The organism is Alkalibacillus salilacus (genome assembly GCF_030812915.1).
Lineage (GTDB): Bacteria > Bacillota > Bacilli > Bacillales > Alkalibacillaceae > Alkalibacillus > Alkalibacillus salilacus.
This window is the reverse complement of the sequence record NZ_JAUSTQ010000005.1, coordinates 20,528-39,140: the sequence shown is the minus strand read 5'-3', so window position 1 is coordinate 39,140 and position 18,613 is coordinate 20,528. Positions and strand designations below refer to the sequence as shown.

Below are 18,613 nucleotides of genomic sequence, written 5' to 3'. Positions count from 1 at the left end.
CTGTTCATGTTAAAATGAATGAGAATAATTGAGGAGGGAAATCACATGAGTTTAACGGTTTATCAATATCCCAAATGTGGGACATGCAGAAAAGCTCTGAAATGGTTAGATGAACATAATTTGGAGTACGATTCAGTACATATTGTGGACAATCCACCAAATCAAACAGAATTAAAACAGATTATTGAACGTAGTGACTTGCCAACAAAGAAATTTTTCAACACGTCAGGTAAGAAATATCGTGAACTTAATTTAAAAGAACGTTTACCATCTATGTCTGAAGACGAACAAATTGAGTTATTAGCTTCAGATGGCATGTTGATTAAGCGACCAATTGTGACTGATGGTGAGCACGTAACTGTCGGATTTAATGAAGATACATTTGAAGAAATTTGGAATTCGTAACTTGTTAATGCATAACATTTAACTTTATTGTATGATAAAATTATGATTTTGAAATTTTGGAGGGGATCTCTTGAGTTTACCGAAAGAATACTTATATTCAGAAGAACACGAATGGGTGAAAGATGAAGGCGACCGTGTACGTATTGGTATTACAGAATTCGCACAAGATGAATTAGGCGATATTGTGTTTGTTGAATTACCAGAAGAAGGCGATGAACTAACTTTAGATCAACCATTTGGTAGTGTTGAATCAGTTAAAACAGTTTCAGAACTATACGCACCTGTTTCTGGTAAAGTGGTGGAAGTTAATGAAGAGTTAGAAGATAGTCCAGAACTTGTGAACGAATCACCACATGATCAAGCGTGGATGGTCGTTGTTGAAGTATCAGATAAAACCGACTTGGACAAGCTAATGGATGCTGATGCTTATCAACAAATGGTAGATGATGAATAAGTAAATAAATCACTCTCAAGACTGATCTTCATCAAGAGATCAGTCTTTTCTAACTTAGATCAAATTTAGGTGAATAAGATGGAACCATTATCTCGTTTAATTATTGTAGAAGGTAAACAAGATCGCCAGAAACTCAATCGTGTCTTAGAACAAGAGGAAGCTATTCTGTGTACGTTTGGTACAATTGGTGTATATGCTTTAGATGAACTGATTGAAAACTATGATTTATTAGACCGTGACGTTTATATTTTTACTGATGAAGATGAACCTGGCCGGAAATTACGGAAGCAGTTGAATCAGGAGTTATCTCACGCAGAGAATTTATTTACTGAAACTCAATACCGCCAAGTTGAAGATACACCTGAACATGTGGTAGCCTCTATTTTACAAGCAGCTAATTTTAAAGTTAAGGTAAAATATTTAAAGGGGTCATAATATTATGCAAGAAGTAAATGGCAAACAGGCCCAGTTTATCGTTAATAAAAAGCAACATCATTTGTTATTTGTGAATAGTCCATTTTGTGGCACGTGTAAAGTGGCTAAACGGATGTTGCATTATATTGAAGACACGCTAGAAGATGAGAAGTTTTATGAATTAAATGCCACACTTGCACCGGAATTTATGCAAGAGTTCAACATAACGAGTGTGCCTTGTTTGCTTGTGGTGAAACATGGAGAAGCAGTTGAGCGACTCTATACGTTTAATTCTGTACCGTATTTATTGAAAGAGATGGGACCTTATTTGGTTAAAGAAAGGACTCAACAAACGTAAATAAATGATGATCTGTAAAAGCCCCGAACTTTAATGAGTTCGGGGCTTTTACAGTTTATTGAGCTGGGAAGTAATCACCAATGATTTTAATGACTTCAACAAAGTCATCCTTATCACCGAATTGACCGACAATATTACCATCTAAATCAATGACAATAGTTGTCGGAACACCGTCAGCTTGATATAAATCATAAATTTCTCGACCACGATCTTGTAGGACTGTCTGAGTTAAAAATTGTTCTTGGAATTTATGCGCTTCAGACATATCGCGTTCGCGGCCTGTCACATTAATCGTCAACATTTCGATGTTATTATGTCGCATGGTTTTATAAAACTGTTCTTTTTTGGGTAGGTCACGCGCACAGTCTGGACACCATGATGCCCAAAAAGTAAGAACAATCACTTTTTCACCTATTATATCATTAAGGTTAAACATTTGATCAGGTTTATCCAAATAAGGTAATTCAAATGTAGGTGCTTTCATCTTAACCATCCTTTTATTAAAATTTTCTTTGAGATTGGATTTGACGTTTATCTATTCCTATGCTAACATACAATTTATCGCAAGTTGAATAATGAACTTCTTATCCAGAGAGGCGGAGGGGAAGGCCCTGTGAAGCCCGGCAACCGTCATGTAGTGTACATGATTGGTGCTAATTCCTGCAATGTGAAAGCATTGTAAGATAAGATTGAGTAAACCTCTTTCTTGTTCTTACAAGAAAGTTTTTTTGTGATTAACACATTAACAGATTAACGTATAAAATGAATAATGGAATAAAATCTCTTATCCAGAGAGGTGGAGGGACAGGCCCTGCGAAACCCAGCAACCGTCATGCATGAGGCATGATAGGTGCTAATTCCTTCAAAGTATTTTTTGCTTTGATAGATAAGAGAACAATTGGTTAATTCGTAAAACCTTTCTGTTCTCTTATTGGAGCAGAAAGGTTTTTTATTCGGCAGCAAGGAGGTCATAACTGTGATAACGATAAATAATTTATCTAAAACCTTTAAAACAAAAGATCATACTGTTCAAGCCGTTGATGATGTATCCATTGATATCGAGAAAGGTGATATATATGGTGTCATTGGTTATAGCGGTGCAGGAAAAAGTACGTTCGTCCGATTAATCAATCGCCTAGAAGATCCGACAGATGGTGAAATCATATTAAACGGCCAAGATATGACGGATCTCAGTAAGGCGCAATTACGTCTTGAACGACAGAAAATCGGAATGATTTTTCAACACTTTAATCTACTTTGGTCGAGAACAGTTTATGAGAATATTGCATTTCCATTAGAAATTGCAGGTATTCCAAAGGCTAATCGTGAGGAAAAAGTACTTGAACTCATCGAATTAGTTGGGCTTAAAGGACGTGAAAATTCCTATCCATCCCAATTAAGTGGTGGTCAAAAGCAACGTGTTGGAATTGCGAGATCACTCGCGAACGACCCTAAAGTATTGTTGTGTGATGAAGCAACGTCAGCTTTAGACCCAGAGACAACTGATGACATATTGGATTTACTTGTATCGATTAATGAGAAACTTGATTTAACTATTATACTCATTACACATGAAATGCATGTGATCCAAAAGATTTGTCATCGTGTAGCCGTGATGGAGCAAGGACATGTGGTTGAACAGGGGGATGTCTTAGATGTATTTATGAACCCGCAATCGAAAACCACGAAACGATTTGTTCAACAATTAAATCCTCAAGAAGGATCAGTAGAAGAGTTAAAGGACTTTATTACATCAGATGAGCGTTCAAAAGTAGTGAAGTTACACTTTGTAGGACATAATGCGAAACGGGCATTAATTAGTGATGTGTCGAAACAATTCGATATCAACGTTAATATCCTACAAGGCTCGATCTCACCGACTCAAGAAGGTGCTTACGGTACGCTTTATGTTGAATTTCAAGGAGAGCCAGAAACGATTGAAGACGTGATGAATTACGTTAAGACAACTGGTGTGGGAGTCGAGGTGATTGATCATGTTGACTAATATATTTCCAAACGTTGATATGGAAAAGATGTGGGTTGCTACTTATGAAACCTTATATATGACATTCATTTCTGTATTGGGCACATTTATTCTTGGAATCCTACTAGGGTTATTACTTTATTTAACGAATAAAGGGAATCTATGGGAAAACAAATCATTGAATTCAATTGTCGCAATCATCGTGAACGTGTCTCGCGCGATTCCGTTTATTATTTTAATTTTACTCTTATTTCCGTTTACGGACTTTTTACTTGGTACGATTCGAGGTCCTAACGCTGCATTACCAGCATTAATTGTTGGTTCAGCGCCGTTCTATGCACGACTTGTTGAGATTGGCTTAAGAGAAGTTGATAAGGGAGTGATTGAAGCGGCTAAAGCTATGGGAGCTAAAACAAGAACGATTATTTTCAAAGTGTTATTGCCAGAATCAATGCCAGCGTTAATATCAGGTATAACCGTAACGGCGATTGCGTTAATCAGTTATACTGCCATGGCTGGTGTCATTGGTGCTGGAGGTTTAGGAGACCTTGCCTACATGGAAGGGTTCCAACGTCGAAACAACGATGTGGTATTAGCTTGTACAATCTTCATTGTTGTTATTGTATTTATTTTCCAATTCATTGGTGATTGGATTTCTAAACGTATTGATCATCGATAATTAATGGGTGCTTCACTCGTTAAGATATAAAATAAAAAAATTTAAGGGGAGTTTAATCATGAAAAAAGGTATTTTATTCGTAACGTCATTATTATTAGTCGCCGTATTAGCAGCTTGTGGTACAGGTGAAGCTGAAGGTGGAGGAAACAGTGACAGTGATGAACCAGTTGAATTAACAGTTGGAGCAGTACCAGTTCCACACGCGGAAATATTAGAAGAAGCTAAGCCACAACTAGAAGAAGAAGGTATTAATTTAACGATTGAAACGTTCCAAGATTATATTTTACCAAACGAAGCGTTAGCAGACGGTTCAATTGACGCTAACTTTTTCCAACACATTCCTTATTTAGAGGATCAAAAAGAGCAAGCAGGTTATGATTTCGTTAGTCTCGGAGGTATCCATATCGAACCAATCGGTATTTATTCGAAAAATATTGATGACGTAGACAATATTGAAGAAGGTACTGACGTTATTATGAGTCGTTCAGTTGCAAGCCACGGACGTGTTCTTGCATTATTACAAGAGAACGGGCTAATTAAGTTAGATTCAGAAGTCAATCCTGTAACGGCAGAAGTGGATGATGTCGTTGAAAATCCGAAAAACTTAAACTTTGATGCAAGCATTGAGGCAGGTTTCTTAGTCGAAAACTATGAGCGTGAATCCGACGCCTTAGTGGCAATCAATACGAACTACGCGATTGAAGGTGATTTAAACCCAACTGAAGACGCGTTAATACTTGAAGGTTCTGAGTCACCATACGCTAATGTCATTGCAACACGTTCAGAAAATGAAGATTCTGAAGCATTACAAACATTAGTTGAGGTTCTTCGTTCAGATGAAATTCAATCATTCATGGAAGAAGAATATGATGGAGCAATCGTTCCTGTTAGCGAATAAAAAAGCAAATTTTAAGCATTTGGCTTTATTCATAAGCTATTAATACGATTTATTAAAAGATAAGAGTGTGAACACAACAGATGTGTTCACACTCTTATTTACGTATTATATTGGGGGTAAATGCTATTTTTGCTTTCTATATGAGCGTGTTATGATTAATCATGTAAACAAATTGAAAGGATGATTTAGTCATTTTACAGAGTGATTTGAATTACACAAGTGATATGGAGAAAGCGATGCAGCAGTCACATGGAATAGGTTATGAAGAGTATAGCCGAAAATTAGAAAATCAGTTAGCTGTTGAACGTCGTCGCGAACAAGAATATCAACAATCACAAAAAATGGTATCTGATGTGGATCGTATGATTCACCGTTAAAATAACAACTCAAGCAAGATCGAAATAACAAAATAGACCTTTAGTGAAATTCCCACCTTACATAAATTGAAGGTGGGTGTTTTTTTGTTCGATCAAAGGTTGATAAGATAATTATCACAATAGCTATACGTTTAAAAAGTATGTGTTTTTTATTATAATGGTAGAGTGAGTGGTTATAAGGTTATTCTATATCTGAGAGTTGATAATAATTTAGAAATGTTATAAACTAACAATGAGAATAAATTGAGAATGACCAGACTCGAAATAATGAACTGGAGGTATTCAAATGGCAGGATCAACTTTAGAAATCAAAGATCTTCACGTTGAAATTGAAGGTGAAGAAATTTTAAAAGGTGTAAACCTTACTATTAATGGTGGCGAATTCCACGCTGTCATGGGACCAAACGGAACAGGTAAATCAACACTAGCAAGTGCAGTAATGGGACACCCTAAATATGAAATCACAAAAGGTGAAATTTATTTAGATGGTGAAGACGTACTAGAAATGGAAGTAGACGAACGTGCACAAGCTGGTCTTTTCTTAGCAATGCAATACCCAAGTGAAATCAGTGGTGTGACAACATCTGACTTCTTACGTTCTTCAATCAATTCTCAACGCGAAGAAGGCGATGAAATTCCACTTATGCAGTTCATTAAAGAAATGGACAGTAAGTTAGATACATTAGAAATTGATAAAAATATGGCACAACGTTACCTAAACGAAGGCTTCTCAGGTGGTGAGAAAAAGCGTAACGAAATCTTACAATTAATGATGTTGCAACCAGCTATTGCAATCTTAGATGAGATTGACTCAGGTCTAGACATTGACGCCCTTAAAGTTGTTTCAAAAGGGATCAACGAAATGCGTAGCGATGACTTTGGTTGCTTAATCATTACTCACTACCAGCGTCTACTTGATTACATTACGCCAGACCACGTACACGTTATGATGCAAGGTCGTATTGTAAAATCAGGTGGTCCAGAGCTAGCTCACCGTCTAGAATCTGAAGGTTATGACTGGATTAAAGAAGAACTAGGCATCGATGACGAAACAGTTGGCCAAGAAGCGTAATTCGATAGGAGGGTAACGAATGGCAGTCGATACACAATTACCTTATGATAAGGAATATGTAACTAATTATTCTGGTAAACGTAATGAACCAGCTTGGTTTAAAGATATAAGACAAAAAGCAGTTGATTTGGCAGATGACTTACCAATGCCAAACCCTGAAAAAACACGTATTAAAAACTGGAATTTCACAGACTTTGAACATGATGTTTCAGGCGCTGATATTAAGAGTTTCGATGAACTTCCAGAAAAAATTCGTGTACTATTAGGTGATCATGTCGAAGAACGTAATCTGATTGTTGTTCGTAATAACAACGTTGCTTATGAGAAATTATCAGATGACTTAAAAGAAAAAGGCGTTATCTTCGAAGACATTTTCACAGCAATGCATGAGCATGGTGATTTAGTACAGAAATACTTCATGCAAGATGGTGTTTCAGTTGATGAAAATAAACTAACGGCACGCCATGCAGCACTCATGAACAGTGGTATCTTCTTATATGTGCCAAAGAATGTTGTGATTGAAGAACCAATCCAAGTCGTATTCTGGCAAGAAGATGACCATGCGGCCTTGTTCAATCATGTGTTACTTGTTGCTGATCAGCATAGCCAAGTCACATACGTTGAAAACTATGTGTCTAATAATGATGAAACAGAAACCGTTGCAAATATTGTGAGTGAAGTATTTGCATTAGACGGTGCCAAAGTTTCATATGGTGCAGTTGATAACTTTGCTCAAGGCACAACGTCATACGTGAACCGTCGCGGTCATGTTGAGCGTGATGCAACATTAGAGTGGGCATTAGGTCAAATGAATGACGGTCATACGCTATCTGAAAACGTGACTAACTTAGTTGGTGATAATTCTTTATCACATGCTAAAGCAGTTAGTGTAGGACGTGGGAACCAAAAACAAGACTTCACAGCTAATATTCGCCACTGGGGCCAAGCTTCAGAAGGCTATATCTTACAGCATGGTGTTATGAAGGATAATTCAGCATCTATCTTTAATGGTATTGGTAAAGTTGAAAATGGCGCGACGAAAGCAAATGCTGAGCAAGAATCACGTGTCCTAATGCTTTCAGAAGGTTCTCGTGGTGACGCAAACCCAATTCTATTAATCGATGAAGATGACGTAACTGCAGGTCACGCAGCATCAGTAGGTCGTGTTGATCCAATTCAATTGTACTACTTGATGAGTCGTGGTATTAGTCAACAAGAAGCTGAACGTCTAGTCATTCATGGTTTCTTAGCACCTGTTGTACGTGAGATTCCGATTGAAACAGTTCAATCTCAATTGCGTGAAGTGATCGAAGGGAAAGTATACTAATGGCGATTTTAGATCATGTTCGTCGTGATTTTCCGATTCTAGATCAACACGTTAATGATCATCCACTCGTTTATTTAGACAGTTCTGCAACATCTCAAAAACCACAGCAAGTGATTGATGCAGTAGACAATTATTACAAACAATACAACTCGAATGTTCACCGTGGTGTGCATACGTTAGGATCTTATGCAACTGATGGATATGAAGGTGCACGGAAAAAAGTAAAAGACTTTATTAACGCACCTTCTACCAAAGAAGTCATATTCACTCGGGGAACGACAACAGCACTTAACACTGTGGCTTACAGCTATGCTCGAGCTAATTTATCAGAAGGTGATGAAATTCTGTTAACTAAAATGGAACATCACAGTAATTTGATCCCATGGCAACAAGCTGCTAAGGCAACAGGCGCAACATTAACTTATTTACCTTTACAAGAAGATGGAACAATCTCATTGTCTGATGTTGAATCCATGATTTCGGATAAGACAAAAATTGTTGCAATGGCGCATGTCTCAAACGTATTAGGGACAATCAATCCGATTAAAGAAGTGACAGAAATAGCTCACCGATATGGTGCAGTCACAGTCGTTGATGGTGCACAAAGTGTTCCTCATATGCGAGTAGATGTGCAAGATTTAGATGTTGACTTCTACGCTTTCAGTGCTCATAAAATGGTTGGCCCAACAGGGATTGGCGTCTTATATGGTAAACAGTCCTTTTTGAATGATATGGAACCAGTTGAATTCGGTGGCGAAATGATTGACTTCGTTAACTTATACGATTCAACTTGGAAAGAGTTGCCGTGGAAGTTTGAAGGCGGGACACCAATCATTGCTGGTGCGATTGGATTAGGTGCAGCAATTGATTATTTAGAATCAGTTGGAATGGCACAAATTGAAAAGCATGAGCATGAACTGGTACAATATGCATTAGAACAGATGAATACAATTGACGGAATCACGATTTATGGACCACAAGAACGTGCAGGACTCGTCACATTCAATTTAGACGATGTCCACCCACATGATTTAGCTACAGCGCTGGATTCAATTGGTGTGGCCGTAAGAGCTGGTCACCATTGTGCACAGCCACTTATGAAAGAGTTGAATGTTGTGGCTACAGCTCGTGCAAGTTTCTATCTGTACAACACGAAACAAGACGTCGATGTATTTGTCGAGGGACTGAAGAAAGCGAAGGAGTTTTTCGGAGATGTCTTTTAACAATCTCGATACACTATATAGACAAGTGATTATGGATCACTATAAAAATCCACGAAACAGAGGACAAATTGAAGGTGACCACCTATCTGTTGAATTAAATAATCCAACTTGTGGTGACCGAATTGATTTACAACTGAAGGTTGATGATGGAGTTGTCCAAGATGCGAAGTTTGAAGGAGAAGGTTGTTCAATCAGCCTTTCCTCAGCTTCGATGATGACACAAGTGATTATTGGCCAAAACGTTGAAGACGCTTTGAAAATGTCGCAAATGTTTTCTGATATGATGCTAGGTGAAGAAATGGAAGGTTATGAATTTAATCTTGATGAACTTGGAGATATTCAAGCACTTCAAGGTGTAGCTAAGTTTCCAGCGCGTATTAAATGCGCGACATTAGCTTGGAAGGCAATGGAACAAGGCGTTGAAAAGGAAGAATCGTGAGGACTAAATAAAGTCTTCGCATAATCTTTTAAGGAGGGTGAAAGTATGGCTAAACAAGCACCTGAAATCGGCGATTACAAGTACGGATTCCATGATAAGGACGTTTCAATTTTCCGTACAGAACGTGGACTTACAGAAAACGTTGTGCGTGAAATTTCACGCCAAAAGGAAGAGCCGGAATGGATGTTAGAGTACCGCTTGAAAGCGTACGAACAATTTCATAAAAAACCAATGCCGCAATGGGGTGGCGACTTAAATGAGTTAGACTTTGACGAAATCACGTATTACGTTAAACCGTCTGACCAAACAGAACGCTCATGGGATGAGGTTCCAGAAGAGATTAAACAGACGTTTGATCGTCTAGGAATCCCTGAAGCAGAACAGAAGTATTTAGCTGGTGTATCCGCTCAGTATGAATCTGAAGTTGTTTACCACAACATGGAAAAAGAACTTGAAGAAATGGGCGTTATTTTCAAAGATACGGATACAGCACTTAAAGAAAACGAAGAGTTATTCCGTGAATACTTCGGTAAAGTGATTCCACCGTCTGACAACAAATTCGCAGCGCTTAACTCAGCTGTATGGTCTGGTGGCTCATTCATTTATGTACCGAAGAATACGAAAGTTGAAACGCCACTACAGGCTTACTTCCGTATTAACTCAGAGAATATGGGTCAGTTTGAGCGTACGTTAATCATTGTTGATGAAGGCGCATCAGTTCACTATGTAGAAGGTTGTACTGCACCTGTTTATACAACGAACTCACTACACAGTGCGATTGTTGAAATCTTCGTTAAGAAAGATGCGTATTGCCGTTATACAACGATCCAAAACTGGGCGAACAACGTTTATAACTTAGTGACAAAACGTGCATCTGCTGACGCGAACGCGACAATGGAATGGGTAGACGGTAACTTAGGTTCTAAGTTAACGATGAAATATCCATCTGTCCTTCTAAAAGGTGAAGGCGCACGTGGTAACACATTATCAATCGCTCTTGCTGGTAAAGGACAGCACCAAGATGCGGGTGCAAAAATGCACCACTTAGCACCAAATACGTCATCGACAATCGTATCGAAGTCGATTTCAAAACAAGGTGGTAAAGTAACGTATCGTGGTATTGTTCACTTCGGTAAGAAAGCAGAAGGTGCTCGTTCGAACATCGAATGTGACACGCTCATTATGGATAATGAATCAACATCAGATACGATTCCTTACAATGAAGTGCTAAATGAGAACATCTCACTTGAGCACGAAGCGAAAGTATCGAAAGTATCTGAAGAGCAGCTATTCTACTTGATGAGTCGCGGTATTTCTGAAGAAGAAGCAACAGAAATGATCGTCATGGGCTTCATCGAGCCATTCACGAAAGAACTACCAATGGAATATGCCGTTGAGATGAACCGTTTGATTAAGTTCGAAATGGAAGGCTCAATCGGTTAATCATACTAACCCTTGATTTAATGAAAATTAAATCAAGGGTTATTTTTATGCTCTAAAATATTTGTTGGGGGTAGATACACAATTTTGCGTGAAGGTTTGATGGTGGCCGTTGGCATCATGTGATCCGCTTACGGTGGATGCTTGCCCCCATAGGGCACAAGTGCAACATCTGCTCAATCTCACTACGTTCGTTTTTTCGCAGTGTTTTCTATGCAGGGGCACGGCTCGAGCCAGGCAGCTACATCGAATAAGCTTCTCTGCTACTTGCACCGAGGAAGCCTACTTCGAAGCGTTGACTTGCAGACGCAGGTGCATCCCTCGGCCGAAAAACATGGCCTCTGGGGGTCTCGAGACGCGTGCTGTTCCCGTGACGACCTGGACGGTCTAATGTCGACTTTGGTCACAAAAGCTAATTTCCTAGGCTTCTTCGACTATTCTGCGCCGAGTACTCGCAGGCGCAGGACGTGACCGCTTTTAGTTGACTAGGCGTCACCACCTACGCTTCTCACCTGATGCCAACTTAGCGCTTTGGATAAAAAAATAAAAGCACGCAAACTCCTTATTTGTTATCCTTGTTTTATAACACCAAAACTAAGGAGCTGTTTGCATTTTCATCATCGCCCGACCTAGCATAGAGTTTTGTAATGAAATTATGCAATACGTTCATAGGAGAGATATTGGAATGGATAACGGAGTATATGAATTTATAGATGATTCACAGTTAAAAAAGTATGCAGAACTTGGCGTTCGGGCTGGTGTGAATCTGCAAAAGAATCAATTATTGATTATACATAGTGATATACAAAATGCTACATTTGCACGTCTAATCCAAACGGTAGCTTACGAGACAGGAGCCTCAAATGTATTTATAGATTGGACAGATGAACAGTCGACGAAAGATTTTTACTTAAATGCAACAGATCGTGCCATCGATCACTTTCCTGACTGGCAGTCTGCACGATTTAAAGAATGGAACGATTCAGGTGCTGCCTACATCCATATAGTTTCTGAAAACTTAAGTGCTTTTCAGGAGGTTTCTCCAGAAAGAATAAGTCGGTTCCAAAAAGCTTTTCGTACTAAATTAAGGGATCATTATGCGAAAATCAGATCTCACGAAGTACGGTGGTGTCTTTTAGTTGTTCCGTCCATTGAATGGGCCACAAAAGTATTTCCCAATCTAAGTGAAGAAGAAGCTTTAAAATTACTATGGAAGTTAATTTTAAAAGGGTCACGAGCAGATGGCGGAAACCCTATAGAAGATTGGGAGAATCACAATAGAGCTTTTGAGTCTCGAATAAAAGTGCTAAATGAGAGTCAATTTGAAGCTTTGCATTTTTCAAATAGCTGTGGAACTGATTTATTAGTTGGTCTACCTGAAAATCATCTCTATATCGGTGGAAGTGTCGTAGATAAAGACGGAATACCTTTCTTTCCGAACATTCCTACAGAAGAAATATTTACTGCACCTCATAAAAATAAGGTGAATGGCAAATTGGTAGGTACTAAACCCCTTATTTATGAGGGAAATATGATAGATAACTTTTATCTAATTTTTAAAGATGGACGGATTACAGAATATTATGCCGAGAAGGGACAAGAAGTGTTACAAAATATCATCGAAACAGATGAAGGTTCATGTTATCTTGGTGAAATTGCCTTGGTTTCTAATCAATCTCCTTTGGCTCAAACAGATACTCTTTTTTACAATACCTTGTTTGATGAAAATACGTCCAGTCACATTGGAATCGGAAATGCATCCCCCTCCAATATTCAAAATAGCACTGATCAATCTGAGGAAGAGCTGAAGGAAGCAGGTCTGAATACGTCACTTTTGCTAGTCAATGTGACCTTTGGTTCTGAAGATACGAAAGTTGTGGGTGTTAAAGAGGACGAAACTGAATACTTACTAATGAAGGATGGCGATTTTCAATTCTAAACAGATAAGATTAATTTATGAAGGATTGCGTTTTAATCATGCATCTTAGTAAAGCATTAAGGATACTTAGAAAAAGATAACAATTATGATCTTTGAACAAAAATTATCATAATACCTGTTTAAATATCCAATCATACGGTTATATACACAGTAACTAAATCGATAGGAGGTTTTATGATGAGTCATGAGAAGTATTCAAATGTCATTGATGCCTTACATGAATGTATGGAAGCATGTAATCATTGTTTCACATCCTGTTTACAGGAAGATCATATGCAAGATATGGCGAGATGCATCCGTTTAGACCGTGAATGTGCAGATATTTGTGCTTATTTTGAACAAGCGTTAACACGCGATACACCGTTTGTGAATGAGATTGCTCAACTATGTGCGAAGATCTGTCGAGAATGTGGTGATGAATGTGCTAAGCATGAGCATGATCATTGTCAAAGATGTGCTGAAGCTTGCCATAAGTGTGCAGATGAATGTGAGAAATTAGCTGCGTAACCAGTTCATACTACTCCGTATCATCCAATTAGTTATGTAGAGTTAAATTTAAATAAACTTCACCCCCTATATCTTAAACTGACATAGGGGGTGAAGTTTGTTTATAACGGTTCGAATTAATCAATTTAAAAAGCTATTTCAATTTTGGTTTTTGACTATAATAATTTTCGACTAAATAAAAAATTGATACTAATTCATACAAAGCGATGATTTCAGCGGGGAAAGTTGTTGTATAATCTTCCTTATGCTCACTAAGTTCATCACTATCTTTCCAATATAGAGCCATCAATTGTTTAACTTTTTGTCGATGAGATTCTAAATCAAAGTACGTATTTTCTTTCATGGAATAAGCAAGTTCTTGTACGGATTCTAGGATCATGTCATTTTCTGCTTCAGGTAAATCTAATTGGGTTAATGGTGTATTCAAAATATTATCCATGTGATAAATCATAAGCTTAATTCTAATTAGCTGTCGTTCTACTAGTTTTAGTTCATCTCGTTCATCTGTCGTTAAGGGATGATATTTCGCCTCATCTTTTTGATACTCAATTAATGATTCGATATTTTGTACTTCTTCTGTTAAACCATCCAGTGTTAGCTGACAATGATACTGATCAATATGATTGATTAGATAACGGTGGAAAATCTGCTCTACCGCATTACCTGTTTGTTCAGCCACTTTATTTAGCCTTTGTTTAATATTACTGGAGTAGTCAGGTGGTAATATAAATAAATTGATTAAAGTTGAAACGACCAAACCGATTGTGGTTGTCCCTAAACGGATAAAGAATGACATAATGACATTGGCGTGTATAACATCGATCATGGCAACAGATGTTAACGTGGCAACGAGTAGACCTGAATATAATTTCAACCGATATGTTGTTATAATGGTGAACACAGCGGCCAAGGCATATGTTAGTGGTGAATGACCGAATAAGGTGATAAATAAGACCGCATAAAAAGAACCTACTGCTGATGCTGGAAAACGCACAATCCCTTTTTTAATTGATTGAGACACGGTTGGCTCGATGGTCACGATCGCTGTGATCACAGCAAAAACAGGGGGCCAGCCGAGATAATCACAAATCAACGCCGTGATAAATATAGCTAGTCCTGTTTTAATCACACGACTGCCAACGAATTTCTTCATAACGTCCACTCCTATTTGTTGTCTAATACTATTCTTTCAATTCTTCTAAACGTTTGCAAGAGGTTTTATCAGAATGGAAAACACATAAAAGTTCCACAGCAATTGTACTCATCATTCCTTTACAAATTATGCTATGATAGATACGTATGTGGAATTTTTAAGATTGGATGATGATAATGGTATTAACCATCATGTTTATCATTGGTTTGTTAAGTGCATTTGTTGGCAGTATTGCTGGATTAGGCGGTGGTGTCATATTTGTACCGGTATTGTTATTTTTAGCTACCTTCTCTGATGCCTTCTCTTGGGTAACACCACAAAATGTCGTCGCGATGTCGTTAATTGTGATGATTTTTACGGGTCTTTCCTCAACATTAACTTTCTTAAAACGTCAACGCGTTGATGTATTTAGTGGTTCGTTATTTTTAAGTGGTAGTATCCCAGGTGCTTTAACAGGCGTTTATGTGAATCAATTTGTAGCAGTAGACACATTTCAGTTTTATTTTGGACTATTAATGCTTCTTGTAACAGCAATGTTCTTTGTGAAAAAGATGCTTATTAAGGAAAATCATGTTCCTAAAGTGAAAGATGGCCGACTTCGGGTGGTTCGTACATTTGAATTGTCAGGTCAAGCAACAACTTATTCTTATAATGCTGTCTTAGGCATATTTATAGCCTTTTTTGTAGGGATGATGTCTGGCTTGTTTGGTGTTGGTGGGGGTTCCTTAATGGTTCCGGCTATGATCTTATTATTTGGCTTTCCAGCTCATATTGCAGCGCCAACATCTATGTTTATGATTTTCTTCTCAAGTTTCACATCTTCAGTGGCTCATATATCTGCAGGGCATGTCATGTGGCTATACACGCTCATGAGTATACCAGGTTCGTGGTTAGGCGGTTATTTAGGGGCTGTTGTGAATCAACGGTTGAACGGTCGAACAATTGAATGGATTTTACGCATGATCATGATTATAATCGGCATAAGATTAATTATTCAATCTATATAAGAGAAGCGAGTTAGTGTTAAACTAAATATATCAGTAACCTTGGTAGATGAAGGAGACGTCACTGTATGCAAGAACAGGTTCATATATATTTCACGAGTGATTTGCATAGTTATTTCGACAATTGGCCGAACATAATGGCTGGTATTAAAAAATACCGGGGTATTCATGAGTTAGAAGGTGAAACGAGTTTATTGCTTGATAATGGTGACCATTTAGACCGTGTACATCCCATCACAGAAGCGACACTGGGTCAAGCGAATGTTTCGCTATTGAGTGAAGCAGGCTATGATGTCGTCACATTTGGAAATAATGAAGGTATTACATTATCTAATGATCGATTATATTATTTGTATGATGATGCCTCATTTGCAGTCGCCTGTGCTAATGTGCACCCTCAAAATCGGGAAGCACCTGAATGGCTAAAGCCCTATCAAATCCTCAAATCAAAGCAAGGAGCTAAAGTTGGCGTGCTAGGTGTGACAGCTCCATTTCGAAAGTTCTATGAATTATTAGGATGGTCAGTCGATGATCCTAAAATTATTTTAGAGCATTACATACCTGAGCTCCGTAATCAATGTGACATAGTGGTTGTTTTGTCACATTTAGGTTTATATGAAGATGAAAAAATGGCTGAACAATATCCGATTGATGTCATTATTGGAGGTCATACTCATCATTTAATTGACCAGGGGAGAGTTGAGCACGGCACGATCATTAATGCTGTTGGTAAGCAAGGTTATCACTACGGCTATATTAATATAGATTTTGATCATCAATCAGGACAGGTGGCTTCTCTATCAGGAGAAGCAATCCCGATTTCAAGTGCTCAAGATGAGGAAACCATACAACAAATTCAGGCATGGGATGATAAAGCGCATCAATATTTAGATCAGGTCGTGACATCCCTTTCTGAGCCATTCCCGATTGACTGGTTTCAGTCTACTAAGCTTATGGAGAGGTTCGTTGAAAAATTAAGAATTTGGACGAATGCGGATGTAGCAGCGCTTAACTCGGGTGTTTTATTATCTGGTTTTGATTCAGGACCTGTTACGAAAAAACATATTCATGAAAGCTGCCCTCATCCGATGAATCCATGCAAAATGACATTATCAGGGCAAGAATTAATCGAAACGATAAGATTATTTGAATCCGAACGTTTTAAGAATCATGAACTTAAGGGATTAGGTTTCCGCGGTGAAATCTTAGGAAAGATGGTGTACTCACAGATTACCTTACATTATAAAGCGGATGGTCAATTGTTGGAAACGATTAGTATAGCAGGAGAACGTGTTGATCCTGACAAAAAATACACACTAGCAACAGCTGATACTTTTTCATTTCCATGGCTTATTCCATCGATTTCAGAAGTTGATGATAAACAATATTATATGCCAGAGTTTTTAAGGGATGTCTTAACAGAGTGTCTGTCTAACGTATAAAAGTTAGACAGACACTTCTTTTTGTTTTAAGACATATTGTATACTAAAGGAGGTCGATGGCATTGATTCATGTGGAACCGATTTGGATTGATGATCAACCTTTTACGTATACACACGTGGCTCTGCCAAAAACTAACTTACTCATTATCTCGAATGATATTGGTTATATCATGTGCGGGGCGTTAGATATTGATTTGTTTAACGACTATTTAAAAGATCGGGAAATTATTGCGGCTAGGGCAGTGGGTGTTCGTACTGTTGATGCATTAATTCATGCCCCATTACAGAAAGTAACGACTTCAGCTCAGGAGAAATATGGGTGGTATGAAGGCATGATTGGGAAGCACGCCTTATTATCATTAACCTCTTCATAAAGGAAGCACATTCCCTCTAACTTTTGTGCATAAATTAATTAGAGGGGGTGGTGGCTTGCGTCGAATCAGAGGAGTACGACGATCGAAGAGAAAACCTAAGACATTCGGGCAAATATTCATGATGACTGTTGTGGTGTTCATTATAGCAACCCTCTTATCTGTATGGTTAATTAATCGAGGAATTGAACCCACTTTGATCGAAATGGCAGAAACTAAGACGAATCAATTTGCAAGAGAGGCTATTAATGAAGCAGTAAGCCGCCGAATTGTCGATGACTTGGAAGCTGATGAGATATTAGATATTGAAACAGATGAGTCTGGAAATATTGTATCAATGAACTGGAATAGTGTTGTCATTAACCGGGTTCTACGTAATACGACGTTTCGAGTTCAAAATTTCTTGAAAAGAATTGAACGTGGTGAAATAACACCTGAGGAGTCGTTAGATTTTGATTTAGAGCATGATGTTGTTTTAGAAGAAGATACAGTTGAAGACCATCGTGCTATTGTACGCATTCCGATTGGTCAAGCAACGAATAATGCGTTATTGGCTAACTTAGGGCCACAAGTACCAGTGAATTTTAGAATTATTGGTGACGTGCAATCAGATGTTGAGCGAAGAGTAACGGAATACGGGATTAATAATGCGTTGATTGAGTTAGATATTTTTATTCAAGCTAATGTTCAAGTTGTTATTCCGTTTGCCACGAAAACGACGACAGTTGAAACACATGTTCCAGTCTCGATTGGGGTTATACAAGGGGAAGTACCGGACTTTTATAATCAAGGTGGCGGAAGTTCACCAGATATTTCGATTCCATATAGGGATTTACAAGAATAAATGAGCATGGTATAGTAACGTTTGTGCGAAATTGAATATATAACCTTATCGATCGATGAGGTAGAGGTGCATTTAGCATCAGTAACATGTGGGAGGATGACAACGATGACCATGTGTGAAAGGGTTGAATGCCGAAGTACTTAGAGTGTCAGACTTTAAGTATTGGTGTATTTTTGAATAAAGAATACACTCTCGTACAAGAGACGGGGAGCTACTGATCGAGAAATAACCGACTTCTAAAAGTAATGGTAGATTTCTCTATCATTACTTTTTTTTATGATAT

General features: G+C 38.1%; 21 protein-coding genes and 3 riboswitches. Of the genes, 19 read left to right on the top strand and 2 right to left on the bottom strand.

Annotated features, from left to right (window positions below; translation table 11 throughout):
* Positions 1-45 precede the first annotated feature (45 nt).
* The 4 genes from J2S77_RS07520 (at position 46) to J2S77_RS07505 (ending at position 1,631) form a co-directional block, all read left to right on the top strand.
* The gene (locus tag J2S77_RS07520; protein ID WP_306976095.1) at positions 46-405 is read left to right on the top strand and encodes an arsenate reductase family protein; all 360 of its coding nucleotides are present in this window, start codon (positions 46-48) and stop codon (positions 403-405) included.
* A 70-nt stretch (positions 406-475) separates the two neighbouring features.
* A complete protein-coding gene (gene gcvH, locus J2S77_RS07515; RefSeq protein ID WP_306976093.1) occupies positions 476-859 on the top strand; it encodes a glycine cleavage system protein GcvH in 384 nt (127 codons plus the stop codon).
* Positions 860-937: 78 nt separating this feature from the next.
* Positions 938-1,294 (top strand): toprim domain-containing protein, encoded by a 357-nt coding sequence (locus J2S77_RS07510; protein WP_306976091.1) that lies wholly within the window; start codon positions 938-940, stop codon positions 1,292-1,294.
* A 4-nt stretch (positions 1,295-1,298) separates the two neighbouring features.
* The gene (locus J2S77_RS07505; protein ID WP_306976089.1) at positions 1,299-1,631 is read left to right on the top strand and encodes a thioredoxin family protein; all 333 of its coding nucleotides are present in this window, start codon (positions 1,299-1,301) and stop codon (positions 1,629-1,631) included.
* A 55-nt stretch (positions 1,632-1,686) separates the two neighbouring features.
* On the opposite strand, the gene J2S77_RS07500 is transcribed toward J2S77_RS07505, so the two are convergent.
* Positions 1,687-2,115 carry a TlpA family protein disulfide reductase gene (locus J2S77_RS07500; RefSeq protein ID WP_306976087.1) on the bottom strand — a complete coding sequence of 143 codons (429 nt, stop codon included), beginning with the start codon at positions 2,113-2,115 and terminating at the stop codon, positions 1,687-1,689.
* 97 nt (positions 2,116-2,212) lie between these two features.
* Positions 2,213-2,321, top strand: a riboswitch (SAM riboswitch).
* Between the two features lie 91 nt (positions 2,322-2,412).
* Positions 2,413-2,524: riboswitch (SAM riboswitch) on the top strand.
* A gap of 83 nt (positions 2,525-2,607) precedes the next feature.
* On the opposite strand from J2S77_RS07500, the gene J2S77_RS07495 reads away from it, so the two are divergent.
* The 11 genes from J2S77_RS07495 to J2S77_RS07445 all read left to right on the top strand — a co-directional run bounded on the left by J2S77_RS07495 (position 2,608) and on the right by J2S77_RS07445 (position 13,516).
* Positions 2,608-3,636, top strand: coding sequence for a methionine ABC transporter ATP-binding protein (locus tag J2S77_RS07495; RefSeq protein WP_306976086.1), 1,029 nt, complete (start codon positions 2,608-2,610; stop codon positions 3,634-3,636).
* Positions 3,626-4,294 carry a methionine ABC transporter permease gene (locus J2S77_RS07490; protein WP_306976085.1) on the top strand — a complete coding sequence of 223 codons (669 nt, stop codon included), beginning with the start codon at positions 3,626-3,628 and terminating at the stop codon, positions 4,292-4,294. Before J2S77_RS07495 ends, J2S77_RS07490 begins: the two co-directional genes overlap by 11 nt.
* Positions 4,295-4,352: 58 nt before the next feature.
* Positions 4,353-5,192 carry a MetQ/NlpA family ABC transporter substrate-binding protein gene (locus tag J2S77_RS07485; RefSeq protein WP_306976083.1) on the top strand — a complete coding sequence of 280 codons (840 nt, stop codon included), beginning with the start codon at positions 4,353-4,355 and terminating at the stop codon, positions 5,190-5,192.
* A gap of 236 nt (positions 5,193-5,428) precedes the next feature.
* A complete protein-coding gene (locus tag J2S77_RS07480; protein ID WP_306976081.1) occupies positions 5,429-5,569 on the top strand; it encodes a YuzK family famiily protein in 141 nt (46 codons plus the stop codon).
* Between the two features lie 286 nt (positions 5,570-5,855).
* Positions 5,856-6,641 carry a Fe-S cluster assembly ATPase SufC gene (gene sufC / locus J2S77_RS07475; RefSeq protein ID WP_306976079.1) on the top strand — a complete coding sequence of 262 codons (786 nt, stop codon included), beginning with the start codon at positions 5,856-5,858 and terminating at the stop codon, positions 6,639-6,641.
* A gap of 19 nt (positions 6,642-6,660) precedes the next feature.
* The gene (gene sufD, locus J2S77_RS07470) at positions 6,661-7,968 is read left to right on the top strand and encodes a Fe-S cluster assembly protein SufD (protein WP_306976077.1); all 1,308 of its coding nucleotides are present in this window, start codon (positions 6,661-6,663) and stop codon (positions 7,966-7,968) included.
* Positions 7,968-9,191, top strand: coding sequence for a cysteine desulfurase (locus J2S77_RS07465; RefSeq protein ID WP_306976076.1), 1,224 nt, complete (start codon positions 7,968-7,970; stop codon positions 9,189-9,191). The genes sufD and J2S77_RS07465 overlap by 1 nt, the downstream gene beginning before the upstream one ends.
* Complete coding sequence (gene sufU, locus J2S77_RS07460; RefSeq protein WP_306976074.1) at positions 9,181-9,630, top strand: Fe-S cluster assembly sulfur transfer protein SufU; 450 nt, start codon at positions 9,181-9,183, stop codon at positions 9,628-9,630. Before J2S77_RS07465 ends, sufU begins: the two co-directional genes overlap by 11 nt.
* 45 nt (positions 9,631-9,675) lie before the next feature.
* A complete protein-coding gene (sufB, locus tag J2S77_RS07455) occupies positions 9,676-11,073 on the top strand; it encodes a Fe-S cluster assembly protein SufB (protein ID WP_306976072.1) in 1,398 nt (465 codons plus the stop codon).
* Positions 11,074-11,755: 682 nt separating this feature from the next.
* Positions 11,756-13,009, top strand: a complete 1,254-nt coding sequence (locus J2S77_RS07450) for an aminopeptidase (RefSeq protein ID WP_306976069.1) — start codon at positions 11,756-11,758, stop codon at positions 13,007-13,009.
* A 177-nt stretch (positions 13,010-13,186) separates the two neighbouring features.
* The gene (locus J2S77_RS07445) at positions 13,187-13,516 is read left to right on the top strand and encodes a four-helix bundle copper-binding protein (protein WP_306976067.1); all 330 of its coding nucleotides are present in this window, start codon (positions 13,187-13,189) and stop codon (positions 13,514-13,516) included.
* Positions 13,517-13,649: 133 nt separating this feature from the next.
* On the opposite strand, the gene J2S77_RS07440 is transcribed toward J2S77_RS07445, so the two are convergent.
* The gene (locus J2S77_RS07440) at positions 13,650-14,669 is read right to left on the bottom strand and encodes an aromatic acid exporter family protein (protein WP_306976065.1); all 1,020 of its coding nucleotides are present in this window, start codon (positions 14,667-14,669) and stop codon (positions 13,650-13,652) included.
* A gap of 176 nt (positions 14,670-14,845) precedes the next feature.
* On the opposite strand from J2S77_RS07440, the gene J2S77_RS07435 reads away from it, so the two are divergent.
* The 4 genes from J2S77_RS07435 (at position 14,846) to yunB (ending at position 18,330) form a co-directional block, all read left to right on the top strand.
* Positions 14,846-15,676 carry a sulfite exporter TauE/SafE family protein gene (locus J2S77_RS07435; RefSeq protein WP_306976064.1) on the top strand — a complete coding sequence of 277 codons (831 nt, stop codon included), beginning with the start codon at positions 14,846-14,848 and terminating at the stop codon, positions 15,674-15,676.
* Between the two features lie 65 nt (positions 15,677-15,741).
* Positions 15,742-17,115 carry a bifunctional metallophosphatase/5'-nucleotidase gene (locus tag J2S77_RS07430; RefSeq protein WP_306976062.1) on the top strand — a complete coding sequence of 458 codons (1,374 nt, stop codon included), beginning with the start codon at positions 15,742-15,744 and terminating at the stop codon, positions 17,113-17,115.
* Between the two features lie 62 nt (positions 17,116-17,177).
* Positions 17,178-17,489, top strand: coding sequence for a YunC family protein (locus J2S77_RS07425; protein WP_306976060.1), 312 nt, complete (start codon positions 17,178-17,180; stop codon positions 17,487-17,489).
* 55 nt (positions 17,490-17,544) lie between these two features.
* On the top strand, positions 17,545-18,330 hold the full coding sequence (gene yunB, locus J2S77_RS07420) for a sporulation protein YunB (protein WP_306976058.1): 786 nt from the start codon (positions 17,545-17,547) through the stop codon (positions 18,328-18,330).
* A 53-nt stretch (positions 18,331-18,383) separates the two neighbouring features.
* A riboswitch (Lysine riboswitch) is annotated at positions 18,384-18,552 on the top strand.
* Positions 18,553-18,613: the final 61 nt, after the last annotated feature.